This window comes from Listeria immobilis, from assembly GCF_014322845.1.
In the GTDB taxonomy this organism is placed as follows: Bacteria; Bacillota; Bacilli; order Lactobacillales; family Listeriaceae; genus Listeria; species Listeria immobilis.
The window spans coordinates 41,438-67,669 of sequence record NZ_JAASUA010000013.1 but is presented as its reverse complement, the minus strand read 5'-3'; the positions used below and the strand labels follow the sequence as shown (position 1 = coordinate 67,669).

Here is a 26,232-nt window from a genome sequence, read left to right as displayed (position 1 = left end):
ATATAAAAAGTACGGCGATTATTTGGGTACTTTAGGAATGGTAAAGTTATAAAAATAATGCATTTTTATGATTTAGTACGACTTTCTACTATTTTTAGTTACATTTAGATTTTATTAAATGTAAGTACTTGCTTAAAAAACAATAATTTTCCTGTTGTTATTTTCTTAATTTCAGGAGGACTTTCCGTATAAAAATTCTTCGAGGGGGAGCCGATTTTGTCATTTCTTCATCTAGCTATTCTTTTGCCATTCATTGTGGCACTTTTCATTCCAATTTTTTACCGATGGACTAAACATGTTCACACTGGCTGGTTAGTACTACCGATTCCAGTAATTCTATTTATTTACTTTTTAACTTATATCCCAAAGACGATGGACGGGGCAACGATTGTTTCGATGCCTTGGATTCCGCGACTTGGGATTAATTTTACAGTAGTTGTAGATGGTCTTAGCTTACTTTTTGCATTACTGATTACAGGGATTGGGTCACTCGTTACTTTTTACTCGATATATTATCTAGGGAAGAAAAAAGAGCGACTTAATAATTTTTATACTTTCTTATTTATTTTTATGACCGCTATGCTTGGAGTTGTTCTTAGTGATAACTTGATTGTCCTCTATCTGTTTTGGGAGTTAACTTCAATTAGTTCCTTCTTACTGATTGGTTACTGGTATCATAGGGAGCGTTCGCGTTATGGCGCTCGTAAATCTATGATGATTACCGTATTTGGTGGCTTGATGATGCTTGGAGGATTTATTTTACTCCATATTATGAGTGATTCTTACTCAATTCGAGCAATTATCCAAAATGCAGATGTCATTAGTCAAAGTAGTTTATTCATTCCAGCAATGATTCTCGTCTTACTTGGCGCCTTTACAAAATCTGCTCAAGTTCCATTCCATATTTGGCTACCTGATGCGATGGAAGCACCGACCCCTGTTAGCGCCTATTTGCATTCCGCGACGATGGTAAAAGCTGGGATTTATATCGTAGCTCGTTTTACTCCACTATTTGCAAGCTCTGGGGTTTGGTTTTGGACCGTTTCACTCGTTGGGCTTGTTACTCTTTTTTGGGGTTCGCTTAATGCCACAAAGAAAAATGATTTAAAAGCGATTTTAGCTTATTCGACCATTAGCCAGCTTGGGATGATTATGGCGTTACTTGGGATTGGAGCTGCCTCGCTTCACTTTGATACGTTAAGTGATGATATTTATGTGATGGCGATTGTCGCAGCAGTTTTCCACTTATTCAATCATGCCACATTTAAAGGTAGCTTGTTTATGATGGTTGGTATTGTCGATCATGAAACTGGGACACGGGATATTAGACGTCTTGGCGGTTTAATGCGAATCATGCCTATAACTGCTACGATTGCTTTCATTGGTACCTTTGCAATGGCTGGTATTCCACCTTTTAATGGCTTCTTAAGTAAAGAAATGTTTTTTGAAAGTATGCTTAATATTACACATTTAGAGTTATTTAATGCTAGCACTTGGGGTGTTATCCTTCCAGTAGTCGCTTGGATTGCTAGTGTATTTACTTTTGTTTATAGCATGATTATTTTCTTTAAAACATTTACTGGAAAAGTAAAACCTTACTTACTTCCAAAAAAACCACATGAAGCTTCTTTTGGATTGCTTCTACCTCCAATAATTTTGTCTGCATTAGTCGTTATTATTGGTTTATTCCCTAATTTAATTGCTGAGCCGATTTTGGAACCTGCTGTCAGAGCAATCGTTCCTGGATTAGATACTGACTTTTCGATTCATATTAGTATGTGGCACGGATTTACACCTGCACTACTGATGACGATTGGGGTTGTCACTTTTGGCGTTATTTTATTCCTTACACATAAATACTGGAAACCTTGGATTACAACCCGCATTCCTAAAGCACTTAGAGTCGGAAAAACATACGACAATGGGATGTTTTATTTAGAACAAGGCTCTTATCGAATGACGATGTTTATTATGACTGGCTGGCTTAGAACTTACTTAAATTATATGTTAGCTGCTTTTATTTTAATGATGGCTTCTGTGATAATATTTACTCAAGCGCTTGATTTTAATTTTTCTAATATGACGAAAGTGACTGTAGTAGATTTCGTATTAGCAGCGGTTATTCTTGTTACTTTAGTTGGTACTGTTTTCTCTAAATCACGAATTACATCCATTATCTTACTTGGAGCAATGGGCTACACAATCAGTATTTTCTTTGTTATTTCTAGAGCGCCAGACCTTGCGCTAACACAACTTATTATTGAAACGATTTCGGTAGTGCTTTATCTACTTGTTTTCTATCATCTGCCGCAGTTTAGTAATATTGAAGAAAAGCCTAAATGGTTATCGATGAAGACGTTTTTAAGTATCGGTGTTGGTGTCATTATTACACTTGTTTCACTCTCTGCTTATAATACTACTTTTTATGATTCGATTTCTAAATACTATATTGATAATGCTTACGTGGAAGCTGCTGGGAAAAATATTGTAAATGTTATTCTAGTTGATTTCCGTGGTTTTGATACAATGTTCGAAACAGCCGTTCTTTCCATTGCAGCTATCGGTATTTATGCAATGATTAAATTACGATTGACGAAACGAGGTGAAAATGATGAAAACGAATGACGTTCTTCTTAGAAATGTGACGAAAGTAGTTGCTTTCATTATTTTCTTATTCTCACTCCATTTATTTTTTGCTGGTCATTATAATCCTGGTGGTGGCTTTGTCGCTGGACTCACAACAGCAGGAGCAATTACTTTAACATTACTCGCATATGATACAAAAACTGTTGCAAGCATGCTAAACATCAATACGATTATGCTTACAGGGATTGGACTTGTTTTTGCACTAGGTACTGGAATGATTGGTATTTTTACTGGCGACGCTTTTTTGACACACAAATTTGGTCATGTGGATTTGCCTATTTTAGGTGATACAGCTCTGCATACGGCAACCATTTTTGATCTTGGGGTTTATCTAGTGGTTGTTGGTGTAACACTTACGATAATTCAAACGATTGGGGAGAGTGACTGATGGAACTATTAATGTCTATATTGATCGGCTTGATTTTTGCTGCTGCTGTCTATTTAATTCTCTCTAAAAGTTTACTGCGAATTATTATTGGAACGGCTGTCCTTAGTCATGGGGTAAATTTACTTGTACTGACGATGGGTGGCTTAAAAAAAGGACGTGTGCCGATTCTAGGAACGGAAGGAACTGGTTTATACAATGACCCCCTTCCACAGGCCCTTATTTTAACCGCGATTGTTATAAGCTTTGGTGTAACTGCCTTTTTCCTTGTTCTTGCTTATAGAGCGTATCAGGAGCTTGATAGCGAGAGTGTATCCAAGACGAGAGGACATGAAGCCGATGATGAATAATTTAATTTTAATGCCAATCCTTATTCCATTTTTTGGGGCAATTGTGCTAATGCTCCTTCCAAAACGCGTGATTGTACAACGGATTTTCGCTCTTATTTTTAGTGGTATTTTGGTTGTTGCTAATTTTTCTTTAGTATTTTATATTCAAGAAAACGGGATTACGACACTAAATATTGGTAACTGGGCGGCTCCTTTTGGGATTACGATGGTTGGTGATATGTTTGCCATCTTACTTACAGCAACAACTAGCATCATTTTGTTCTGTGTTATCTTATATTCCTTTTATACTATCGGAAAACCACGTGAGAAATTTCTTTACTACCCTGCAATGCTCTTTATGATTGTTGGTGTGAATGGTTCTTTTCTAACGGGCGATATTTTTAATATGTTTGTTTTCTTTGAAGTAATGTTAATGGCATCCTATGTGTTATTAGTTATTGGAGGCACGCAGGTACAATTAAAAGCAACGATTAAATACTTGCTGATTAATGTCGTTGGTTCTGGATTTTTCGTTGTTGCCATCGCGTTACTTTACTCAATGATTGGAACATTAAATATGGCAGATATTTCGCAAAAAATTGCTGACTTAAATGGAGCAAATACTGGAATGATAAGCGTTGTCGCGGTTCTTTTCTTATTTGTATTTGGACTTAAGGCTGGGCTGTTTCCACTTTATTTCTGGCTTCCAGGATCTTACTTTGCCCCACCAATCCCTGTTCTTGCGCTGTTTGGCGGGCTTTTGACCAAAGTTGGTGTTTATGCGATTATTCGGACCTATACGTTATTCTTTAGTTCTTTAACAGATTTTGTCGTTCCGATGCTTGGAATACTGGCAATAGTGACGATAATCCTCGGTGTTATCGGAGCAATTAGTTATTATGATATGAAAACGATTGTGATTTACAATATTATGATTGCCATTGGTGTGATTTTGTTTAGCGTTTCGATTATGACACGCGAATCTATGACTGGTGCAGTATTTTACTTAATTCACGATATGATTATTAAAGCAGCTCTATTCCTCATTATCGGTATTGTAATGGCAATTACTGGTTACTCTAGTGTGAAGAAGTTTAGTGGTTTAATGACTGTTAAACCTTCTCTTGGTTGGATTTTCTTTATCGCCACGTTAGGTCTGGCAGGAATTCCTCCATTGAGTGGATTCATTGGTAAACTTTTAATTGTCGAAGGAGCTTTCTCAGCTGGTCAAATGGTTGGTGGTATTATCATTCTACTTTCTAGTTTGTTCGTCCTTATGTCACTAATTAAAGTCTTTACTAAAGGTTTCTGGGGGGAGAAAAAAGGGGTATTTAATTTGCAAATCCCTTATAAAAAAATGCTCGTTCCAGTTATTGTCTTATTAACGATTTCGATAGCATATGGTGTGTTTAGTAACGCAATTTATCCGTTTATTGAACAGGCGGTTGATCCACTTGTTGACCCTTCTGTTTATATTCATGCGGTGTTAAAGGAGTGATAAAAGATGGCTTTTCAACTTATTCTTAATATAATTCTTGCTTGTTTGTGGATGTTTCTTGAGTCATCGTTTAGTTTTGCAACATTTATCATTGGCTTTATCATCGGGATTTTCCTCTTGCTATTTATGCGACGCTTTCTTGGATCACGATTTTACATTTTCCGATTGTTCGCTTTAGTCAAACTGGTATTTCGTTTCTTACATGACTTAATTATCTCTACTATTCATGTAAGCCGAATTGTCTTGAAAAAAGATATGAATATCCGTCCTGGAATTTTCAGATATGATACAACACTTGAAACTGATTGGGAAGTAACAATGTTGGCTTTACTAATCACCTTAACGCCTGGAACACTTTCAATTGATATTTCTGATGATTATAAAGCTATTTATGTCCATTCTCTTCATGTTCCAAATATAGAAGAAGAAATTGCTACCATTCGTAAATCATATGAAGGCGCGATTATGGAGGTGTTCCACGGATGATTATTCAAATTGCATTATCTATTGGTTTACTGCTATATTCAGTTTCAACCTTCTTATATCTTTTCCGAATTCTAAAAGGACCAACCACCTCGGATAAAGTAGTGGCACTTGATTCTATTGGGATGAATCTCGTTGCAATTGTTGCCCTCCTGTCGATGTTTTATGATACCAATGCTTTTTTAGATGTAATCTTACTCATCGCTCTACTGGCATTTATTGGAACAGTTTCCTTTGCTAAATTTATTGAGAAAGGGAAGGTGATTGACCGTGAACGTGATAATTGAAATTATTATTTCTGCGATGATTTTAATCGGCGGTTTGCTTAGTATTCTAGCCGCGATTGGTGTTATCAGATTGCCTGATGTTTATACAAGAACTCACGCTGCAGGGATTAGCAATACTTTTGGAGTTAGTTTGCTACTATTTGCCACGGTTGGTTATTTTTTCCACTCTGGAGAAGGATTTAATGCACGTGTCCTACTTGCTATTCTATTTATTTTCTTAACAACACCTGTTGCCTCTCACTTAATTAATCGGGCTGCTTATGATACAGGTGTTCCACTTGCCATTCGAATTCGTGACCAATTACGTTCCGTGAAAAAAGACGATATTAAGAAGAAGAAAAACTTAATTATTCGTCAAGAACAAATTGAAAAAGCACGACAAGAACGAGAAGAACTTGAAGAACGAATGGAATGGGAACGACGCGAAGAAAAAATTGATGAACGTGAAGATAAAGAAGAAGAACAACGCGAACGTGATGAACAAACGATTGAAGAACAGTCGGATGATTCTGAGCATGAAATCATCGAGCAAGATGAAAGTGAAACAGACTCCGACGAAGATAAATCCGAAAAATAAAAACAGCATGGTGAAGAGTTATTATTACTCTCCGCCATGCTTTTCTTTTCGTTTCTTTTTCACTGCTATTGTACATCTACTAATACAGATCAACCTATTTGTTTCATCGGTAATTTTTATCTCCCATACTTGTGTGCTTTTCCCAAGATGGGTTGCTTCTGCAGTTGCTGTAATTAGACCTGCTTTTTTAGAAGCTAAGTGGTTTGCGTTAATTTCTAGGCCAAAAACGATTTCATCAGGTTCGATTGATTTTGCAGCACCTATACTTGCGGCATGTTCTGCTAATACAACAGAAACCCCGCCGTGCAAATAGCCAAATGGTTGATGTACTTTTTCGGTCACGTCTAACTGAACTACTGCTTTTCCTTTTTCTACCGATATTACTTGAATACCAATTGTTTCTTGAAGTCCCATGTGTTCCCTTCTTTCCGAAATTGATTTATACTTTATTATATAAGAGTTGAAAGAAAAATTCTATATTGCTCTCTTAATAAGTTTTGTTGTGGTAAAATGAAAATAGTCTATTTGACAGGGGAGATTAGATGTCGATATTTATGAATACACCATTAATTGCTTCGATTATTGCGATTGTATTTGCACAGGTCGTCAAAGTGCCAATACATATTTTAGTATATCGCAAGTTCAACTTCGGGCTTATGTTTTCTACTGGTGGCATGCCTAGTTCTCATTCAGCAGCAGTAACAGCATTAATGACTACACTTGCTATTGAATATGGTTTAGATTCGCCTTATTTCGCCATTGCAGTTGTTTTTGGTATTATCGTTATGTTTGATGCAACAGGCGTTAGAAGACAAGCTGGTGAACAAGCTGTCGTGCTTAATAAACTAGTTACCGATTTCCAAGAATTTATGGAACATGCAAAAGGACTTGCCGCACCTGAACAAGAAGAAAAAACCAAACATTTAAAAGAATTACTTGGTCATAAGCCAATGGAGGTTTTCTTTGGTGCAGTGACCGGGATTGTCATCGGATTTTTAATGGAATTTATTTTGTAACAAAAAAACTGGCTCATCGCCAGCTTTTTTTGTTCCCTAAAATATTTATACGTCTAACTTACGGCTTGCCATCCAGCGAATCATATCAGGATCAGAATGAGAAAAGAATTGGCTTTCCCCTTCATTTAAATTAACAATTTCTGCTCTTTCACCAGTTGTTAACTCAAAATCAAATATCGCTAAATTTTCTTTCATCCGTTCTGGTTTCACAGATTTTGCAAGCGTGATAATATCTTGCTCTACTAACCAGCGAAGAATCACTTGCGCTACTGTCTTATTATATTTTTCTCCAATATTTACTAAGATCGGATTGTTAAATATATTATTTTTACCTTCTGCAAATGGCGCCCAAGCTTCTGGCATAATTCCTTCTGCTTTTAATGCTTCAATATTCTCCGTCTGTTGTTGAAATGGATTAATTTCAATTTGATTCACTTGTGGAATGATTTCGTTAAATTCAGCAAGGTCAACTACTTTATCAACTGCAAAATTAGAAACACCTATTGCTCGAATTTTCCCTTCTTTTTGTAGTTCTTCCATCGCAAGCCAAGCACCATAAACATCATTAAAAGGCTGATGGATAAGTAACAAATCCACATATTCTAAACCGAGACGTTTTAATGAACGCTCAAAGGAGGAAATTACTCCTTGATAACTCGTGTTTTCCACCCAAATTTTTGTTGTAATAAATAGCTCTTTCCTGTCAATTCCCGAACTTACAATACCCTTTCCAACCGCTTCTTCATTCATATAGCTTTGTGCCGTATCAATGTGTCGATACCCCGCTTTAATTGCTTCTTTTACTGCTGTTTCTGCTTCAACTGGATCCGTAATTTGATATGTACCAAATCCTAAAATTGGGATTTCTACATCATTATTTAATTTAACAGTTTTCATAAAACCCTCTCCTCATTTGTTAAAAATTTTGCTATATTTACCTTCCTTATTTACTATAAACCTTGAAGCTCACTCCAACGCAAGAAAAAACTCTTATAAAAGTAGGGAAAAAGTAGTATAATAGTTATACTTATTGTTAATTTTCCTGTTTTGCGGGAATAGCAACAGTTTGATAAGGAGTTGTAATACGTGAAAAAATTGTCATTCGTTTTTGGTTTTTATACGCTTGCTCTTGGACTTCTAGTTGGTGCAATTGCTGCTATCTTCTTAGTCTTAGTTTATTTCTCTACTGAATTTTTATGGACTTACATACCTGAACATTTCCAATCACCATGGTTTTATCCTTTAATTATCGGGTTAATTGGTGGATTGTTTGTAGGATTATTGCAAATTAAATTTGGCGCTTATCCGCACTCTATGCATGAAAATATGGCTGAACTTAAGCGTACTGGCAGGATTGAATATAAAGGTAGCTTGCTTAAAACAATTATAAGTGCTTGGATTATTCTATCTTTCGGGGCTAGTGTTGGGCCAGAAGCTGCATTAATCGGGATTGTTGGGAGTAGTACCACATGGATTATCGATCATCTAAAAGTCTCTTTAAAACATAAAGAAGAATTGATTAGTTTAAGTATTGGCGCTATTATTTCTAGTATTTTCCTTTCGCCTTTTAGTGGGCTAGCTGAGGAACTTGATGATAGTACAGAAGCTAAGAAAATTCCGAAAAAATCTAAATTACTTCTTTCTATTTTAATTTCAGTTAGTGCGCTCACGTCGTTTTTATGGTTGAAATCATTTATGCAAATGCCACCTAGTATTTTTGCCATTCGTTTACCTGATGCAGGCTGGTCCTGGTGGTTTGCCATCTTATTTTTCCCCGTTATTATTTTAGGATGGCTGTTTAGTATTTATTTTAAGCAACTTCAAGTTTACCTATCAAAAGCGCTCTCACTTATTAAAAATAAAATGGTTCTTGCTTTAATTGGTGGTTTAAGTATCGGCGTCTTTGGCATAGGTTCATCTTATTTATTATTTTCCGGAGAACACCAATTAATCGAAGTAACAAAATCGGTTCAAACCTTTTCGATTATCGCTTTATTACTTATTGCTCTTTTAAAACCGGTGTTAGTTGCACTTTGTTTAGCTACTGGTTGGAGAGGGGGAGCCATCTTCCCTGCAATCTTCTCTAGTAGTATCATGGGATATATTGTAACTGCATGGCTAGATGCGCCCACTGGTTTTTTAATCACTGTATTCGTCGCTGCAAGCTGTACAAAAATCATCGGGAAGCCACTATTAACAGCATCCATTCTGTTATTTGTCTTTCCACTACAATTCTTCCCATTCATATTACTTACTGGATTTATCGTAAATAAAGATTGGTGGGCTAGCATTAAAAAAAGAATCCAACCAAATTAAAATAGCGTTTTTTAAATAAAAAATAAGCAGAAATCTGATAGTTCCATTTAAAAATGGCTCTATATAATGATTTCTGCTTTTATTATTTTTATAATGGTTTTTAGCTCTCAGTCTCTTCAACCACTTTATTTTCAACTTTTTTAATGTAAAACCTACCTTGTTTCTCTTTTAAAACTTCTTTTTCAATTAAAAGTAATAGTTTTTCATTTAGTAATTTTCGTGATATTTTGCCGTACTTGGCCATTTTCATTTTATTAATATACTTTGGGATTTCTTGGTAGCCATCTTTACTTTCGATTTCTAACTTTTCGCAAAGATATTGCAAAGCGTAAACAATTCTTTCTTCCGCGGATAAATCATATTTAATTAGCTCATTATATAAATTTTTGTTATTGACTAGGGTTGCTTCTAACAGCCATTCCATGTAGGAAGGTTTATTTGTTGCATAGTTGAGAAAATACTCTCTATCCACAAATACGAGCGAAACATCTGTATCACAAACCAAATGTAATTCATTCTCTCCACTAATTGCTGCGACTTGTTGGTTAATTATATCTCCATTTGAAAAAAAATGAAGAATTTGAAATTTTTTATTCTCAACGTGAAGAATTCCATTTGTAATGATAATAAACTCGTCTAGAAAAGTTTCTCCCTTGATAACCTTATTTTTAGAGAGTTTCACGTAACGGATCCATTTATCTTTTAATTTATACTTATCTAATTCTTGGACCATTTCTTTCACTTTTTCATTGTACAAATGTATCTCCTCCTACTAGTTTTCCTAAGTTTAGCAGGATTAAAGGGTTTTCATGTGTGGATTTTACACACAATTAGGTTTCTTTTTCGTCAAATTTATTACAAAAATACCTTTAAAATGAGAAATTATAACTAAAAAGAAAAATCCTCATCCATCAATGGAGAGAATTTCTGCTTTTTTAGGAACAATCCCAGTTATATAAAATATTCGAAAAGTCACGATTAATTAAGTCTTGTTTATTAATGAAAAAATTACCAACGCCACAATCACCCCACATAATTGCCATTCGATTTTCGTCAAAGTCTTCTGAGGCTAATTGGAATAGCAACGTGTCATGATGCGGGTTTTCTGTATACATACGAGGATCTTCTTGTGTGAAAAATGGATAGCCACCAACTTGACTTTTCTCTGTTGCTAGATTATATAATTGGTCTATTTTATCTTCATCTTCGGCAAATATTAAATCTGCAAGTTCATAGAAATTATGACCAAATTCATGTTCAAAATCATAACTATCTTGTAAAAGGATTTGATCTGATACTAGACCAGAGATTTTAAACTCCCCATTAACGACCGGATAAAAGTGTGTTTTTAATACATCTTTAAAAAAGAAATCTTGTTCTTCTGCCGTTAAACTTTCACTTCCTAAATCATCAAAGAAAAAAACACGGAAATTTTCTTGCTTTGTAGGATTTTCGAAATTAAGTCCTAATAAATCATCTTGATAATCAATGTAAAATGCCAATATACCAAATTCTGGATAATTTTCCATTTGTGGCATTTCGGAAAAATTAATTTGCGCTAATAAAGAAAGCGGCTTCCCTTCTTCTGTTAATGGGTAACCTTGTTCTTTTGGCAAATAACCACGTCCTCCAGCTTTACTTTGGAGTAATGATAATGTTCCCGCTTCTTTAAAATTCAATACTAGCCGTTCTTTCTCAGTTTCTAAAAATCGCTCTGCCCATTCACTTGGTAGAATATCAAAAAGTTGTTCCATGCGTTACCTTCTTTCTTTTTTTTTCCATTATAACATGAAAAAGTGCAATATCTGATGAAACAAGATATTGCACTACTTTGTTATTATTTATAAAATTTAAATTTCCCTTTACTCGCTAAAACACCTGAACCGCCTATTAATAGAAGCGCACGATCATCAATAACTTTTTTCATTACGGATGCTGGATAGCCTTTAAGATTTTTTCCAAAGACAACGCCAATTGCATCATTGTCACCTAATGAGCAAACCGTTCCTTTTTCATGATAAACAAAATCTTGTAAATCTGTTTCACCATTCACTAATTTTTCTAAGTTGACTGCCGCTACATCTGCTTGTTGCATAGCGATTTGGGCAGTTGGTGGGAATGGACGTTCATTCGCTGGGTTAATGATTAAAGAACAGTCACCCACGATTAAAATTTCTTCATTACCTGGAACAGTAAGATTATTGTTTACTTTTACACGTCCTCGGCCTGCTTCAAATCCAGATGCTTCGATGACACTATTTCCACGAACTCCAGCAGCCCATATAATCGTTGCTGCTTTAATTTCGCGAATTTCGTTTTCACTTTCAGCATATTTTACGCCGTCAGCAGTAGCTTCTTTGACTGGTTTCCCAACATGAAACTCTACACCACGGTCTTCTAAAACACCTACTCCATAATCCACTAATTTAGCATCAAATTGTGGTAATACTTTTGGTGCTGCTTCCATACAGAAAATCTTTACCTTCTCACGTGGTACATCATATTTTTTGACTAGTTCTGGAATGCGATTAGTTAATTCCCCAAGAAACTCAATTCCAGTAAAGCCTGCTCCACCAACGATGATTGTTAATAATTCATCACGAGGATCTGTTTTCCATTTAGCAAATTGCGCCTCGATATGCGCACGGATTTTTTTCACTGATTCTACGCTTGTAATAGTAAACGCATATTCTTTTAAACCACTGATTCCAAATGTTTCTGCTTCTGACCCAAGTGCAATTAACAAGTAGTCATAGCTAATATCGCCATTTGCATCTAGTGTAACTGTTTTTTCGTCTTTATTAATTTTGACTACAGTATCTTGAATGAAGGTTGTTTTTGCTTCATTAACAACTTTCTCAAGCGGGTACATTAATTTTTCTGGTTCAATTGTTCCTGCTGCCGCCTCATGTAACCATGTCGTTTCATGATGATAGTCATTCTTATTCACTAGAACGATTTCGGCATCCAAGTTTCTCTGTTGCAATTTACGTAAAGTTTTTAGTCCTCCATAACCTGCTCCGAGAATGACAATTTTTGATTTACTCATCTGGTATCACATCTACTTTCCCTTATATTTTTCTTCACAAAAAAAATTGCATTAAGAATTTCTTACTGCACCTATGTAGATTGCGCTAAAAATCTACTGTAAACTATTTTCAAGAGAAACTGGTAAGTACCAATATATTCCCCATATTTATAGCTTACAAACTATATCATAGACTTTTTAAGTATCATTTTCAAGAAAGCGAACTTGCGGTTTTTGGCTTCCTGCGAACTAGGTTAGAGTGGTATACGATATTTTTCACAATTAAGCTCTCTACTTGCTTGTATTTTGGAATCATCCTTTATTTAAATTAAAATTGGTCTAGTTCACTTTAATTCCTTTTTTTAGTCTAGCAATCCCGCAAACATTCTTTTTCAACAAATTATGCTAAAATATGCTTATTGCAACTTTAGTGTTTTCAAAAGGAATTTAGTACCTAGGGGGGTGATGTGTTTTGGATGAAAAAACAAAAATATACGATATCACGATCATTGGCGGTGGACCAGTTGGGCTATTTGCGGCCTTTTATGCTGGAATGCGAAGTGCGAGTGTGAAAATAATCGAAAGTTTACCACAATTAGGGGGGCAACTTTCAACGCTATATCCCGAGAAATATATTTATGATATTCCGGGCTATCCATCTGTCCGCGCACAAGAACTTGTAAATAATCTTATTCAACAAATGAAGCCATTTGAGCCGACTGTTGCATTAGAAGAAGCTGTTCAAAGTGTGGAAAAACAAGTAGATGGGACATTTGAAATCATCACAAAGAAAGACATACATTATAGTAAGGCAGTGATTATAACAGCAGGTAACGGCGCATTTGAACCTAGACGTTTGGACCTTCCTAACGCGGAACAATATGAAGGCACAAATATTCACTACTTTATTAATGATATAAGTCGTTTTTCCGGACGGCATGTTGCTGTTTGTGGCGGCGGAGATTCTGCAGTAGACTGGGCGCTTATGCTGGAAAAAGTTGCAAGTTCCGTGTCCATTATTCATAGACGCAACGCTTTTCGTGCACATGAACATAGCGTAAGCAATCTAGAAAAATCTTCCATAAAGGTTAAAACACCATTCATTCCAACCGAAATTCTTGGAGATGGAGACAGGTTGACCCATATTACATTGCAAGAAGTAAAAGGAGATACAAAAGAAACACTGGAAATTGACGATTTTGTCATAAATTATGGCTTTGTTTCCTCACTTGGACCGATTAAAAATTGGGGACTTGAGCTAGAGCGTAACTCCATTGTTGTCAATTCCAAAATGGAGACGAGTGTTCCTGGTATTTATTGTGCTGGTGATATTTGCACTTATGATGGCAAAGTAAAACTGATTGCTACTGGATTTGGGGAAGCACCTACTGCTGTAAATAATGCGATGAACTTTATTGATCCAAAAGCTCGTGTACAACCAATGCATTCCACTTCTTTATTCGAATAATACCTAAAGCCACGAGGTAACTTGTGGTTTTATTTTTGACTCACCGGGAAAAGTTCTTTGTAGAGATTTTTTAGGAGGAGATTAGCAATGAATGTACTTGTAATTGGCGCAAATGGTAAGATTGGCCGTCATCTGGTTAAAAAACTTGCTTTAGAAAAAGGTTTTTTTGTGCGAGCAATGGTTAGAAAAGCCGAACAAGTAGCAGCACTTGAAAAACTTGGTGCAAAGCCTATTATTGCAGATTTAAAAAAAGATTTTATTTACGCGTACGATGAAATAGAAGCAGTCATTTTCACAGCAGGATCTGGCGGTCATACACCTCCTGAAGAAACCATCAAAATTGATCAGGATGGCGCAATTAAAGCAATAGAATTCGCAAAAGAAAGAGGAATTCGTCGCTTTATTCTTGTTAGTTCTTATGGAGCAGATAACCCAGAAAATGGACCAGACTCCCTTGTTCATTATTTAAAAGCTAAAGCTAAGGCAGATGAAGTACTAAAAAGAAGCCGACTTGAGTATACAATCGTCCGCCCAGTTGGACTTTCTGATGATGCAGGAACTGGCAAAATCGCGGAAGTTTCTGGAACGCCAAAAACATCAATACCACGTGAAGATGTAGCCACTTTTATTACAGAAGCCTTGTCACAAAAATCCAGTTTTTATAAGACATATACCATCGAAAGCGGCGAAACACCCATCACCAATTTTTTCAACTAATAAAAAGCGATGATGCCAATTTTTACGGCTCATCGCTTTTTCTATATGATTAAAACGGATTCTCTTCTAAAAATGTATAGATATTTGAAACAAGTTCATCCGGCGTTTCTCCTCGAACCACTTCTCCATCAACTAAAGCAAACAAACTAGTTGCACATAAATCACAATAAGTTAGACAATCATATTCAATCACATCTAAACTATCATCTGCATCTAATTTTGCAAATGCCGCATCTGCCCCACTAGCTAAATTATTCACGCAAAATTCCACAATAGGATTCATTCCTTCTTGCCTCCTAAAAGTCCTACATTGTTGCTGAGTACCCACGATCCGTCATAACTTGATAGATATCTTTTAACCGCGGATTACCTTCTGCGATAATGTCCCCATCAACGACAATAACTGGATACATATAGTCCTCATCTACAATTTTATTCGCTATATCCCTAATCTCTGTTTCACTTGGCGGATTAAAAATATCTACATACTCAACTACAAACGGCTGTCCAGAAAACTTTCTACCAATAGCTGCTCGAAGCCATTCCTCTGTTTCTTTCGAGGATGGCGCTCCGACACAACTCGCACAAATAGTCGTTGAACCATATACATATAACTTTGCTTCCTTTACCATCACGCTTCACCTCACTATCATTGTACAAAAACCTACCCTAAAAAGCGACTAAGCTGTTTCATTTTAGCATAACTATTAAATTTCATGAATTTTTATAAAGGTATGAATTGACACAAATTTCTAGATATATTATAATATTTCCAATACATTGCATTTCTTTAACGCTGTGATGTATTATCAAGGAAAAACCAAGCTCGGTTGTACCCGTGATTCCACGGTCAACATATAAGTAACACTCCCTTTAACAATTGGGCGCGCAACCCAATTGTCTTTCAACCTTACCAGTTGAAAGAGCACGTTCCTTTCTGAGCCTTAGGAACGTGTTTTTGTTTGGCCCGTTCGAAGCAAAGCAAGTTACGGGCCAAATATGCATGCGAGCAAAGCGAGCATGTAATCCTCCAGTACTCGAAAACTCCAAAAACCTAACCCACCTAATACCGGCCCGTTCGAAGCAAAGCGAGCTACGGGCCAAATATGCATGCGAGCAAAGCGAGCATGTAATCCTCCCAGTACTCGAAAACAAAAAAAATATAGCCCACCTAATACCGGCCCGCCCGAAGCAAAGCAAGCTACAGGCCAAATATACATACGAACAAAGCGAGCATGTAATCCTCCCAGTACTTGAAAACTCCAAAAACCTAACCCACCTAATACCGGCCCGTCCGAAGCAAAGCAAGTTACGGGCCAAATATACATGCGAACAAAGCGAGCATGTAATCCTCCCAGTACTCGAAAACTCCAAAAACCTAGCCCACCTAATACCAGCCCGTTCGAAGCAAAGCGAGCATGTATCCTCCCACACCCAAACACCCAAACAATCAACACAATCCCTCTCTCATCAAAATCAATCCCTTCCCATTTTCCATTATCCTGTTATAATAGAAAATATAATAACTCCGCTCGAAAGGAGAGCTATTTCCTATGGAAGAAATCAGTTATGCCGAAGTGGATAAAGCCTTAAAAAAATTCCGCCCCTTCCTAATTAGGGATGGCGGCGATTATGAACTTGTAGAAGTAACTCCAGACGGCACCGTGAAAATCAAGTTGCTCGGTGCATGCGAGACTTGTCCAAGTTCTGATATGACATTAAAGATGGGAATTGAGCTTACTTTAGCTGAAAAAATCATCGGTTTCAAAGAAGTAGTGCAGGTTTTTTAACAAGCACATCTTAGCGACCTAATTTATCGGTCGCTATTTTTGTAGCTTTATGTTTAGAACATCCTGTAAACGTCTATCATAACAATATACATACAAGAAATAAGGAGGTTGCAAAATGGTCGAAAAACAAAGTGCCTTAGAAGCCAAAGCTCGTAGCTGGCTTATCGAACGAGGAGTAGAAATAGATGATATTGCCGAACTTGTCTTATTTTTACAACAAAAATATCATCCTGGATTAGAACTTGAAATTTGCCGTCAAAATGTAGAACATGTTCTTCGTAAGCGGGAAGTTCAAAATGCTGTTTTAACGGGCATACAGCTAGATGTATTGGCAGAAAAAGGCGAACTTGTCCAACCACTCCAAAATATCATTGATGCGGATGAAGGACTATACGGTGTTGATGAGATTCTTGCGCTTTCCATCGTCAATGTTTATGGCTCTATCGGCTTTACTAATTATGGTTATATTGATAAAGTAAAACCTGGTATTCTAGCTAAACTAAACGCCCATGACGGAATGGCTGTCCATACATTTTTAGATGATATTGTTGGTGCAATCGCTGCTGCAGCTGCAAGTCGTCTTGCGCATAGTTATCATGATGATATTGTAAACTAAACAAAAACCCAGTAAAAACGGGGCTATTCCTCTGTTTTTACTGGGTTTTCTTTTTTCCATTTTACTTCTACTTGACGAATAGAATGTTTATTCATAGAACGAACAATAAAACGGTATCCTTCATGTTCTATCTCATCACCAGCTTCTAAGTCAAATCGTTCGAGTAACATCCAACCTGATAATGTGTGTACCCCTGGCGTGTCAATTGGGATACCAAGCGCTTCCTCTACTTCAAGAAGTGGTTCTGAGCCAGCTATAATAAAGTGATTTGTTGCTACTTTTCGAATTCCTTTTGGTCCTTTTGTTTCTTCCATATCACCGACAATCACTTCTGTAACATCCTCAAGCGTAACAATACCAGCAGTTCCACCGTATTCATCCGTTAAAACAGCGAATGGCTCACTTTCTTGTTGCATTCTAACAAGCAATTCTTCTAAGGCAATTCCTTCAAACACTTCCAAAACAGGTATAATAAAAGGTTTAATTGGCTTATTAATAATCGTTTCATCTTTTCCAAGTCCAGCCATTACAGCACTGACTCGAAGCATGCCGACAATGTGATCCTTATCCTCATCTTCCATCACTGGGAAAATATGGTATGTATGTTGAGAAATTAATTGCAATAAATCTCGCACTGTCGCTGTCTGATCAATTGCAATCATCGACATCCGAGGTATCATCACTTCTTTTGCAGGAACATCACCTAGTTTAAAAATATTTTTCATATAACGGAACTCTTGCTGATTAAGCAAGCCCTGTCTATAACTATCTTCAAAAATAATTTTTAGTTCCGTTGGTGTCATTTGATCTACATCATTTGTCTGCTTTACACCAAACATCCGAGTAATTAAATTAGCTGAATTATTTAAAAGCCAATTAAGCGGAAACGTTAAACGATACCAATAAACCAGTGGTCTAGCAATAAATAGAGCTACTTTCTCTGTACTTTGAATCGTAAATGTTTTCGGAGCAAGTTCCCCAAGAACCACATTTAAAAAAGTGATTAAAATAAATGAAACAAAAATAGAAATCGGTTTTTCGAATGATTCTGGTAGAGGTAACATAAGAAATAAAGGCTCAAGCCAACCACGCATGGTCGCTTCTCCTATCCACCCCATCGCAAGTGCAGCAAGCGTATTTCCTAATTGACAGGCAGCCAGATAGTCGTTCATATTGGAGGTTACTTTCTTAACGTATTTCGCTCGAGGATTGTTTGTCGCAAGTAGTTGCAAGACAGTTGGTTTCCTAATTGCTACAATCGCAAATTCACTCGCAACAAAGAAAGCTGTCGCTGCAATTAAAAATATCACAAAAAAATCATTAAAAATATCCATTCTACATTCTCCTTATCTGCTGCCTTTCGTACTATTAGCGTTTAAACCACAAATCTGCAACTGCTTCTCCGTCGATAATTTCTCCCGTTTTTTCAAAACCATATTTTGCATAAAACTTTTCAGCCACTGTATTTTCTGGTTCAAAAGATAAGCGCAAACGTGCCGGCTTCTCAGGAAGATTTTTCACTTTTTCAATAATTTGCGTTAAAGCTTCTCCGCCATAACCCTTGCCCTGATGCTCTTTACCTGTCATAAAACGAACAAGCCAAAATTCACCGTCATCCGTATCCATCCCATACATCGCATAGCCAACAGGAATATTTTCCGAGTAGATAACAAGCGAATGATAGGTTTCTTCAAAACTTGCTTCAATAATTGAATACCAATTTTCCGCTACAAAGGTTTTTTGATGTGGGTGTACTTCAAGTTTAGCCGTATCATGAAAATTATCTTTTGTTAGCTTTTGAATTGAAACCATAATTTCTCCCCCATTTCTTTGATAAAAAAAGAGCAGAAAAATTCCGCTCTTCTAGTTAATTTTCCAATCAGTTAGCTTATTCACTGCATAAGTTGGCTGAATTTTTTTAGTAAGTAATGCTTCTTTTGAAGTGAAACCTGTATGAACAATAAGTGTGTCCATCCCATAATTAATTCCTGCCAAAATATCTGTTTCGTAGTTATCGCCAACCATTATTGCTTCATCTTTCGTTACACCAAGTTTTGCGAGTGCTTGTTCCATAATAATCGGTTCTGGTTTTCCAATAAAAACGGGTGCTGTTTCTGTCGCCACGGAAACAACCGATGTGATCGAACCATTTCCCGGAAGCAAACCATGTTCTGTGGGGATTGCTGCATCACCATTTGTAGAAATAAACATTGCACCACTTCGAACGGCGAGAGCTGCCTTCGCAAATTTTTCATAATCAACTTCTCGATCAAGGCCAACAACTACAAAAGCTGGATTACTAGAAGTTATTTCAAAATCATTATCTGTTAGTTCTTGTTTTATTCCACGTTCACCGATAACATAAACCGTTTTTTCTCGTTTTTGCGCTATCATATATTGAACGGTTGCTTGTGAAGTTGTAAAAACATCCTCACTTTTTGCTTGAATCCCCATATCTGTTAAATGTTCTGCTACTTGTCCTGGTGTTTTTGTTGAGTTATTAGTCACAAATAAATATGGAATTCCCGCTCGTTTTAAGTTTTCAATAAATATAATCGCTTCCGGAATCACTGCCGCACCGCGATACATTGTACCATCTAAATCAATTAAATAAGCTTGATAATTCTTCAAATCCCTACTACCTCATTTACTATTTTACTTTTTTAATAACAAAGTAAGCACAACCAAAATTGCAATATTCGTATATATACTCTTTTAATGTACTAATTTTATTATCATAGGCTGCTTTACGATTTTCATCATCAAAAAAGCCTTTTAGTCTAAGTTGATCATAACCCCAATCACCTACTATATAGTCATATCGTCCAAGGATATCACTAAATCGTTCATTCAATTTTTCCTCATCAAAAGCATCGCGATAATTGGTGATAATCTCATAATTTAAATCTTGAATCGTAATTGTCACTTGTTTTCCTCCTGTCCGTACATTTTCTTGAGTTTCCATTTTAAAATATCTCGGAGTAACTCTGGTGTATATACTTCTTTTCGTTTTATTTGTTTTATTATTGGGAAAAACGGAGCGAATACAAAGGTATCATGTGTCGCTATTCGGTATTCCCGGTTTTTATCAATTGGTTTATTGTCAAAAAGAGGTATTTTTTTTACTGGGTCAAAGCTAGTTCTGTCCATTAATATTGTCCCAAAAAACTCGCCTCGAAAGCCAAACCCACGTAAAGGAATTTCTTGAAGTTCTGCTCTTTTTCGGTAAATCCCATCTACAAGAATTTCAAGTTCTTCGCCTGTCATCGTTAGTGCAATCGCATTGAGTGGGTGTGGTAACATTTGGTGAATATCAAAGGAAGTTACAATTCCAGCCTCAAAATCCGTCATAAAAATGCCTGCGTTCATCACGAATGTCTCCGCACCTGTCCACTCACAAACAGCATCGTTTAAAATATGAGCAATTTCGGAGTCATCAAACCAATTATGCGCTAACTTTTCAGGAATCGCAACTACTTTTTCGGCAAGCTCCTCCCGCCCCTTTTCAAAGAAAGCTTGAATTTCGTTTGCCTCATTTGGAACAGCGGGAAGGTCTTCGGTTTTAAATGTGGTTGCGGTTTTTGAAAGGATATGATTATTGTCATCAAACGCTATATCGACTTTACCAACATATTCGCCCCATCTTCCAGCGGCAGCGAGTATTGCATTTCCTTCCAGTTTTCCGTTTTCAAGTAAATGATGTGTATGTCCGCCTAAAATAATATCAACTTCGGGAATCTCAAGAGCAATTCGTTCGTCGGTTGGTAGACCTAAATGACTCAGCATAATAACCAAGTCAGTATCTTGTTCTAGGCTATCAATTTGTTTTTTTATTGCACTCATTGGTTCCTCGATTCCCCAACCCATTGCTTCATAATACTCTTTAAAAGGAGCTGTGGCACCAATAATCGCTATTTTTATTTGGTTTATTTCTTTATATACAATCGACTTCACCCAGTCTGGTTGCATTGTTCTCGCCTTATCCGCAAAAAAATTACAGCAAACAACCGCAAAAGCCGCATGTTTATACAAATTTTCTAAGTCTTCATGTGCTAAAGTTGTTCCTTCATTATTACCAAACGTCACTGCATCATAAGGTAGTTGATTGAGTAAGTCAGTATTTGCTTGACCATTTGTTCCTTCAGTAAGCGGATGAACCCGGTCCATGAAGTCGCCAATATCAAAAAAAAGTGCTGACTTGCCTTCTTCCTCTGCTAGTGTTCGCTTCTCTTTTAAGAAGGTAAAAATACGTGGCCAATGTTCCAAGTGACTATGAACATCATTGGTATGCCATAAAGTTAATTGTTTCATTAATCCACCCCACTCCTTACTATAACTATTGTAGCTTAAATCTGCTTTTTTTACACGTGCTGGGGCTATATAAATCTCGTGTGCCATTTTTTATGTTATGATAGAATATATTGTTTTTAAAGGGACGTGATTTTTTGGATATTACGCAAACGGTTGAAATCCTGCTAATCTCTGTTTTTGCAGGGGTAATTGGCTCTTTGCTTGGTCTAGGTGGTGGTATTATTGTCACACCTGCCCTCACACTTCTTTTTGGTATTGACATCCAATATGCCATTGGGGCGAGTATTATTTCTGTGATTGCAACGAGTAGTGGTTCCGCGGTCGCTTACATAAAAGATGGAATTACAAACTTACGAGTGGGTATGTTTCTCGAAATTGCCACAACTATTGGCGCCATAACAGGTGCTTTTGTCAGTGGACTACTGTCAGCAACTGCTTTATACATTATATTCGGTCTATTATTACTATATTCTGCCTTCAATATGATTAAAAAAGTCGGTTCAGAATTCCCGACAAATGTAAAACCAGATCCATTAGCAACAAAATTAAAATTACATGATTCTTATTATGATAAGTCTCTACGGCAAACAGTCGATTACCAAGTCGCTAATGTTCCTGCTGGTTTTGGCGTTATGTATGGAGCCGGAATTGCAAGCGGGTTACTCGGTATCGGTAGCGGTGCTTTTAAAGTAATGGCCCTGGACGTCTTTATGAAAATGCCACTTAAAGTCAGCAGTGCAACAAGTAATTTAATGATGGGGGTAACTGCAGCAGCCAGCGCAACTGTGTATCTATTCCAAGGAGACATTCAACCTGCTATCGCTGCTCCTGTTGCCATTGGTGTATTAGTTGGTGCAACACTTGGAACTCGTGTTATGCAACGTTTGAAAAGTAAAGTCATCCGAATCATCTTCATTCCTGTCATTTTATATGTTGCCATCCAAATGATTTTAGAAGGATTGGGGTGGATTTAAATGACAGAAAAAAACGAAGAGATGTATCGCGTGGAACTTATTGTCAGTGCATTATTAAGAATTGGCGTTATTTTAAGTGCTATTATTATTATTTTTGGACTTATAATGCTGTTTGTTACTGGTGAAAGTGGCTACCCAGGCGAGACCTATCCAACATCCCTTACTGCGATATTCAGCGGTCTTGCTTCTCTTAAACCATATGCCATTATGATGTTCGGGCTATTTTGCTTAATTTTGACCCCTGTCTTACGAGTCGTTGTTTCGCTATTTACTTTTTTAAAAGAGAAAGACTACTTGTATGTTGGGATTACAGGATTAGTATTGGTTATTTTAGTTATTAGTTTTCTGATTGGTATAAAGGCATAAAAAACAGGATGCACATTTTACCAATATTTTTCTTTAGCTAGTCTGTAATTATTGGACTGAAATAAGCTGATTAGTTATGATTGATTAATAACCTCAAGCAAAAAACTATCTTCTCTATTGAAAAGATAGTTTTTTATTTTACTCAGAAAACAAATCCATTTGCATTGGTGCTAGACCTTGAAACTCTATTTGCAATGCAGCTTGTAAATGTTTAGCATTATCTGCTGCATCTCCCCCGCTATTATTATTGAAAATAACAACTACTTCTTTGGATACCTTTTGCAAATGTTCAATATATTTGGCCCATTCCTTTATTTCCTCATCATTATATCGATATAGCGTTCTAACCTCACGCCACTCTGGACTATTTGCCTTCATCCAGCCATATTGATTCCGACCATGCAATCTTACCACTGTCATTTCTTTATTTGTTTCTCGCAGAACAATTGGAACACTTCCTGATCCAACTTGCGGTTCGTCAACAACTGTATGAACTAACCCCAGCTCTTTAAGTAATTCTAATGTTTTTTCGGTATTTTGCTCGGTGTACCATGAATTATTTCTGAACTCAATCGCAACTGGCAAATCACCCATTTTTTCAGCAATATATTTTAAATAAGAAACATTTTCTTTTGTACAGTTAAAATACGGCGGAAATTGGAATAATATTGCTTTTAATTTCCCCGTTTCACTTATTGGTGCAATCATATCCATAAAAGCAGTATACATGGCGTTTTCACTATCAAAATACTGTGACCATTCTTTATGTTTGGTCATGGCTGAAAAAGCTTTCATTACAAATTGAAATTCTTCTGGTGTCTGTGCTACCCAATTCGCTGTAGTTCTTGGAGAAGGAATGGCATAAAAACTCGTATCTACTTCCACCACAGGAAAATGTGCTGCATAGTCAGCTAAAGTTAATTTTTTCGTTTGTAGCAAAGAATCATGATCACTCCACCCAGTTAATCCTATTGTAATCACCGCTTACCACCCTCTCTATTTTCAATGTTTATTTATGTTCATTATAACGTAAAACCAAGTGAGAATCTTTTATTTTGGTTCTCACTTAGATAAGTTTAGCAACTATTTTCAAACAATTTTAATACAAATAAAAGGAGAAAGCGAAATTCACTTTCTCCTTTTTACATATCTTATTGCTGATTTACATCGTTGTTTCTTTCTTAGTATGTCGATATGCTTATTAATTATATGGAAACGGCGATAATGTTAATTCTCCCTTCTAAATCTACGTATAAATTTAGCTGATATTCCAATTAAAAATAGACCAAAACTAACTAACATAGCATTTTCTAGAGTATCATCTCCAGTTTTAGGTAACTTGATTGTTGGTTTTGTTTTTGTTTTTGTTGAACTTGATATTTTTATATCTTCTTGTGGCTTAATCTGTATTCTTTCATTTGGCAGGTTGTTAGTTTCCGGATTATCGCTACCAGGGTCTATTGGAATTTGTGGCAATGGTAATGGAGTTGGCATGCTTTTACTACCATTTTCCTCATAGACATAAGTTACGGTTTGCGCCACATTAGTGAAAGTTCCTGTTGCGTTAGCCGGTCTTTCTTTTAATGTCCAGCCTGTGATTGCTTTTTCTGTTGTGCTATAGGTATCGCCTACATTACCGCTTAAAGTCTCGGTAGATGCCAGTTCATTGCCTTCTATGTCTTGATATTGCACAGTTACATCTTGACCAACTACTTGATCTTTTTCGTATACATAGGTTACGGTTTGCGCCGCGTTAGTAAAGGTGCCTGTTGCGTTAGCCGGTGTTTCTTTTAATGTCCAGCCTGTGATTGCTTTTTCTGTTGCGCTATAGGTATCGCCTACATTACCGCTTAAAGTCTCGGTAGATGCTAGTTCATTGCCTTCTATGTCTTGATATTGCACAGTTACATCTTGACCAACTACTTGATCTTTTTCGTATACGTAGGTTACGGTTTGCGTCGTGTTAGTAAAAGTGCCTGTTGCGTTAGCCGGTGTTTCTTTTAATGTCCAACCTGTGATTGCTTTTGCAGTAGTAGTATAATTATCTCCTATAGTTCCACTCAATGTTTCTCCTGAAGCTACGTTATTTCCTTCCTCATCTACATACTTAATATTCACTTGGCTTTCCGTGCTAGATAAAACTTTGATCGGTTGTGTTACTGTAAGTGAATAATTAAAATCAACTCCTGATTCTGAGGTTGCTGAGGTTGCAATTTTATAGGTAGCATTTGTGTCTTGAGTAAGATTACTCCAAGAAACATTTTTAGAATCGGCTGAAATTTGACCGCTACTAGAAGCAGTTTGAATCGGCATTATTTCCCCATCAAGCCCTTTTGTTGGGTTATTAGAAGTTGCTGTTTCGCCTTGTCTAACACTTATGGTTGGTAGTGTAATGGTTTGATTTTTGATTTGCAATTCTTTATAGTCATCGTTACCTTTTACCATTTTCTCAAATAACGGCTTAAGTTCTGAAACATCAACAATATGATTAGAGTCTGCATAAACAATCTTCATTCCCTCTAACGATTTTATTTCGTTTAATGAACTTAGAGCATTTTGATCTAAATATAAAATAGTTAACTTATCCATGTTGGTTAATGGGCTAAGACTCTGCACTTTATTATGAGTCAGATTTAAATTTTGAATAGAATTATTTCCATTTAAAGGGGAAAGGTCCTCTACTTCGTTCCAAGTTAAATCTAGCCGTTCTAAGTTTTGCATTTGAGCTAAAATAGAAATATCACTTATTGCTGAATAATCGCTTGAAATCCATCGATAAGAATTATAACTAAAATAGGTTAATTTTTCAGCTCCTAATAACGGGGAGAAGTCCTGAATATAATCACCACCAAGCTGTAATTCTTCAAGCGCTGGAAGGTTTTGAATCCCTTCCAAATTTTCAAGTAAAGTAGAAACAGCTATAATTGTTTTTAAGTTTGGTAAATCTGTAATAGGTGTTATTTTCTTTACATCACTATTTGAAAAGTGAATTTTATACATATTAACTGCATATTCTAAGCCTGTTAGATCTGACACCCGTCCGGGAACAACTGCAGCTGCTGGATTTGTATAATCAATTGCAACAGCACCAAGCTGAGCTAAATCTCTCTCTGTTAATATTTCCGCAGTACCCTTACTTAATGTTATTTTCAGTCCCTCATTAAGGTTTTGATCCGGAATGTTAACTATATCTGTTTCAGCTGCTCGAACATTTACTACTGGAAGGCACCCAAATGCAATTAAGAGACAAACCATTAGTATTTTCACTGATTTTTTCATTTTTTCCTCCTCTTTAATCGATTTTTGCTTCCCTACTAATTTGATATTTACTCTTTTCTTTTGATCGTATACGCTCGATGCAATTATTACATATGGAATAAACCACTGTACATGCGTTTAAAATGATTTTTCCATTTAATTAAGCA

30 protein-coding genes are annotated in these 26,232 nt (G+C 36.4%); 15 read left to right on the top strand and 15 right to left on the bottom strand.

Features of this window, described 5'->3' with window-relative positions:
* Positions 1–216 precede the first annotated feature (216 nt).
* Genes HCJ45_RS13495 through mnhG form a run of 7 tightly spaced genes read left to right on the top strand, consistent with a single transcriptional unit; the run spans position 217 to position 6,205 of the window.
* The gene (locus tag HCJ45_RS13495) at positions 217–2,625 is read left to right on the top strand and encodes a Na+/H+ antiporter subunit A (RefSeq protein ID WP_187125163.1); all 2,409 of its coding nucleotides are present in this window, start codon (positions 217–219) and stop codon (positions 2,623–2,625) included.
* Positions 2,609–3,034 (top strand): Na(+)/H(+) antiporter subunit B, encoded by a 426-nt coding sequence (locus tag HCJ45_RS13490; protein WP_185348682.1) that lies wholly within the window; start codon positions 2,609–2,611, stop codon positions 3,032–3,034. Before HCJ45_RS13495 ends, HCJ45_RS13490 begins: the two co-directional genes overlap by 17 nt.
* Positions 3,034–3,381, top strand: coding sequence for a Na(+)/H(+) antiporter subunit C (locus HCJ45_RS13485; RefSeq protein ID WP_185348684.1), 348 nt, complete (start codon positions 3,034–3,036; stop codon positions 3,379–3,381). The genes HCJ45_RS13490 and HCJ45_RS13485 overlap by 1 nt, the downstream gene beginning before the upstream one ends.
* Positions 3,374–4,858, top strand: a complete 1,485-nt coding sequence (locus tag HCJ45_RS13480; RefSeq protein ID WP_187125171.1) for a Na+/H+ antiporter subunit D — start codon at positions 3,374–3,376, stop codon at positions 4,856–4,858. The genes HCJ45_RS13485 and HCJ45_RS13480 overlap by 8 nt, the downstream gene beginning before the upstream one ends.
* Positions 4,859–4,864: 6 nt before the next feature.
* Complete coding sequence (locus tag HCJ45_RS13475) at positions 4,865–5,344, top strand: Na+/H+ antiporter subunit E (protein ID WP_185348686.1); 480 nt, start codon at positions 4,865–4,867, stop codon at positions 5,342–5,344.
* Entirely contained in the window at positions 5,341–5,628 is a 288-nt protein-coding gene (locus HCJ45_RS13470) for a Na(+)/H(+) antiporter subunit F1 (protein ID WP_185348688.1), read from the top strand. Before HCJ45_RS13475 ends, HCJ45_RS13470 begins: the two co-directional genes overlap by 4 nt.
* Positions 5,612–6,205, top strand: a complete 594-nt coding sequence (mnhG, locus tag HCJ45_RS13465; RefSeq protein ID WP_187125162.1) for a monovalent cation/H(+) antiporter subunit G — start codon at positions 5,612–5,614, stop codon at positions 6,203–6,205. Before HCJ45_RS13470 ends, mnhG begins: the two co-directional genes overlap by 17 nt.
* Before the next feature lie 24 nt (positions 6,206–6,229).
* On the opposite strand, the gene menI is transcribed toward mnhG, so the two are convergent.
* Positions 6,230–6,619, bottom strand: a complete 390-nt coding sequence (gene menI, locus HCJ45_RS13460) for a 1,4-dihydroxy-2-naphthoyl-CoA hydrolase MenI (protein ID WP_187125161.1) — start codon at positions 6,617–6,619, stop codon at positions 6,230–6,232.
* A gap of 128 nt (positions 6,620–6,747) precedes the next feature.
* On the opposite strand from menI, the gene HCJ45_RS13455 reads away from it, so the two are divergent.
* Positions 6,748–7,221, top strand: a complete 474-nt coding sequence (locus tag HCJ45_RS13455; protein WP_185380684.1) for a divergent PAP2 family protein — start codon at positions 6,748–6,750, stop codon at positions 7,219–7,221.
* A gap of 45 nt (positions 7,222–7,266) precedes the next feature.
* Here HCJ45_RS13455 and HCJ45_RS13450 read toward each other — a convergent pair whose 3' ends face one another.
* Complete coding sequence (locus HCJ45_RS13450; RefSeq protein WP_187125160.1) at positions 7,267–8,118, bottom strand: aldo/keto reductase; 852 nt, start codon at positions 8,116–8,118, stop codon at positions 7,267–7,269.
* 189 nt (positions 8,119–8,307) lie between these two features.
* Between HCJ45_RS13450 and HCJ45_RS13445 the strand changes: the two genes are divergently transcribed.
* A complete protein-coding gene (locus HCJ45_RS13445) occupies positions 8,308–9,537 on the top strand; it encodes a chloride channel protein (RefSeq protein ID WP_187125159.1) in 1,230 nt (409 codons plus the stop codon).
* Positions 9,538–9,637: 100 nt separating this feature from the next.
* On the opposite strand, the gene HCJ45_RS13440 is transcribed toward HCJ45_RS13445, so the two are convergent.
* The 3 genes from HCJ45_RS13440 to HCJ45_RS13430 form a co-directional block, all read right to left on the bottom strand.
* The gene (locus HCJ45_RS13440) at positions 9,638–10,294 is read right to left on the bottom strand and encodes a Crp/Fnr family transcriptional regulator (RefSeq protein ID WP_187125158.1); all 657 of its coding nucleotides are present in this window, start codon (positions 10,292–10,294) and stop codon (positions 9,638–9,640) included.
* A gap of 178 nt (positions 10,295–10,472) precedes the next feature.
* Complete coding sequence (locus tag HCJ45_RS13435; RefSeq protein WP_187125157.1) at positions 10,473–11,291, bottom strand: YwqG family protein; 819 nt, start codon at positions 11,289–11,291, stop codon at positions 10,473–10,475.
* Positions 11,292–11,374: 83 nt separating this feature from the next.
* Positions 11,375–12,586, bottom strand: coding sequence for an NAD(P)/FAD-dependent oxidoreductase (locus tag HCJ45_RS13430; RefSeq protein ID WP_187125156.1), 1,212 nt, complete (start codon positions 12,584–12,586; stop codon positions 11,375–11,377).
* Between the two features lie 451 nt (positions 12,587–13,037).
* Here HCJ45_RS13430 and HCJ45_RS13425 point away from each other — a divergent pair, with 451 nt between their 5' ends.
* On the top strand, positions 13,038–14,033 hold the full coding sequence (locus tag HCJ45_RS13425) for an NAD(P)/FAD-dependent oxidoreductase (protein WP_187125155.1): 996 nt from the start codon (positions 13,038–13,040) through the stop codon (positions 14,031–14,033).
* An 87-nt stretch (positions 14,034–14,120) separates the two neighbouring features.
* The gene (locus HCJ45_RS13420) at positions 14,121–14,750 is read left to right on the top strand and encodes an SDR family oxidoreductase (protein ID WP_185348706.1); all 630 of its coding nucleotides are present in this window, start codon (positions 14,121–14,123) and stop codon (positions 14,748–14,750) included.
* 49 nt (positions 14,751–14,799) lie between these two features.
* Here HCJ45_RS13420 and HCJ45_RS13415 read toward each other — a convergent pair whose 3' ends face one another.
* The 3 genes from HCJ45_RS13415 to HCJ45_RS13405 form a co-directional block, all read right to left on the bottom strand.
* The gene (locus HCJ45_RS13415) at positions 14,800–15,033 is read right to left on the bottom strand and encodes a YuzB family protein (RefSeq protein ID WP_185348708.1); all 234 of its coding nucleotides are present in this window, start codon (positions 15,031–15,033) and stop codon (positions 14,800–14,802) included.
* 22 nt (positions 15,034–15,055) lie between these two features.
* Positions 15,056–15,382 carry a YuzD family protein gene (locus tag HCJ45_RS13410; protein ID WP_185348710.1) on the bottom strand — a complete coding sequence of 109 codons (327 nt, stop codon included), beginning with the start codon at positions 15,380–15,382 and terminating at the stop codon, positions 15,056–15,058.
* 241 nt (positions 15,383–15,623) lie between these two features.
* Positions 15,624–15,755: a hypothetical protein gene (locus tag HCJ45_RS13405; protein ID WP_187125170.1), complete on the bottom strand. Its 132-nt coding sequence runs from the start codon at positions 15,753–15,755 to the stop codon at positions 15,624–15,626.
* Between the two features lie 548 nt (positions 15,756–16,303).
* Between HCJ45_RS13405 and HCJ45_RS13400 the strand changes: the two genes are divergently transcribed.
* Together HCJ45_RS13400 and HCJ45_RS13395 are read left to right on the top strand one after the other, a co-directional pair.
* Positions 16,304–16,540, top strand: coding sequence for a NifU family protein (locus tag HCJ45_RS13400; RefSeq protein WP_185345474.1), 237 nt, complete (start codon positions 16,304–16,306; stop codon positions 16,538–16,540).
* A gap of 115 nt (positions 16,541–16,655) precedes the next feature.
* Entirely contained in the window at positions 16,656–17,156 is a 501-nt protein-coding gene (locus tag HCJ45_RS13395) for a phosphatidylglycerophosphatase A family protein (protein ID WP_185345477.1), read from the top strand.
* A 23-nt stretch (positions 17,157–17,179) separates the two neighbouring features.
* On the opposite strand, the gene HCJ45_RS13390 is transcribed toward HCJ45_RS13395, so the two are convergent.
* The 5 genes from HCJ45_RS13390 to HCJ45_RS13370 are packed head-to-tail and all read right to left on the bottom strand — an operon-like array spanning position 17,180 to position 21,467.
* Positions 17,180–18,490 carry a hemolysin family protein gene (locus tag HCJ45_RS13390; RefSeq protein ID WP_187125154.1) on the bottom strand — a complete coding sequence of 437 codons (1,311 nt, stop codon included), beginning with the start codon at positions 18,488–18,490 and terminating at the stop codon, positions 17,180–17,182.
* Positions 18,491–18,524: 34 nt separating this feature from the next.
* Positions 18,525–18,968, bottom strand: coding sequence for a GNAT family N-acetyltransferase (locus HCJ45_RS13385; RefSeq protein WP_187125153.1), 444 nt, complete (start codon positions 18,966–18,968; stop codon positions 18,525–18,527).
* 51 nt (positions 18,969–19,019) lie between these two features.
* The gene (locus HCJ45_RS13380; RefSeq protein WP_187125152.1) at positions 19,020–19,787 is read right to left on the bottom strand and encodes a TIGR01457 family HAD-type hydrolase; all 768 of its coding nucleotides are present in this window, start codon (positions 19,785–19,787) and stop codon (positions 19,020–19,022) included.
* A gap of 19 nt (positions 19,788–19,806) precedes the next feature.
* A complete protein-coding gene (locus HCJ45_RS13375) occupies positions 19,807–20,082 on the bottom strand; it encodes a YutD family protein (RefSeq protein ID WP_003720710.1) in 276 nt (91 codons plus the stop codon).
* Positions 20,079–21,467, bottom strand: coding sequence for a bifunctional metallophosphatase/5'-nucleotidase (locus tag HCJ45_RS13370; RefSeq protein ID WP_187125151.1), 1,389 nt, complete (start codon positions 21,465–21,467; stop codon positions 20,079–20,081). The genes HCJ45_RS13375 and HCJ45_RS13370 overlap by 4 nt, the downstream gene beginning before the upstream one ends.
* Positions 21,468–21,601: 134 nt before the next feature.
* Here HCJ45_RS13370 and HCJ45_RS13365 point away from each other — a divergent pair, with 134 nt between their 5' ends.
* The gene (locus HCJ45_RS13365) at positions 21,602–22,441 is read left to right on the top strand and encodes a sulfite exporter TauE/SafE family protein (RefSeq protein WP_187125150.1); all 840 of its coding nucleotides are present in this window, start codon (positions 21,602–21,604) and stop codon (positions 22,439–22,441) included.
* Complete coding sequence (locus HCJ45_RS13360) at positions 22,442–22,807, top strand: DUF1634 domain-containing protein (protein ID WP_187125149.1); 366 nt, start codon at positions 22,442–22,444, stop codon at positions 22,805–22,807.
* A 138-nt stretch (positions 22,808–22,945) separates the two neighbouring features.
* Here HCJ45_RS13360 and HCJ45_RS13355 read toward each other — a convergent pair whose 3' ends face one another.
* On the bottom strand, positions 22,946–23,788 hold the full coding sequence (locus HCJ45_RS13355) for a DUF72 domain-containing protein (RefSeq protein ID WP_187125148.1): 843 nt from the start codon (positions 23,786–23,788) through the stop codon (positions 22,946–22,948).
* A gap of 246 nt (positions 23,789–24,034) precedes the next feature.
* Positions 24,035–26,086, bottom strand: coding sequence for a MucBP domain-containing protein (locus HCJ45_RS13350; protein WP_187125147.1), 2,052 nt, complete (start codon positions 26,084–26,086; stop codon positions 24,035–24,037).
* Between the last annotated feature and the right edge of the window lie 146 nt (positions 26,087–26,232).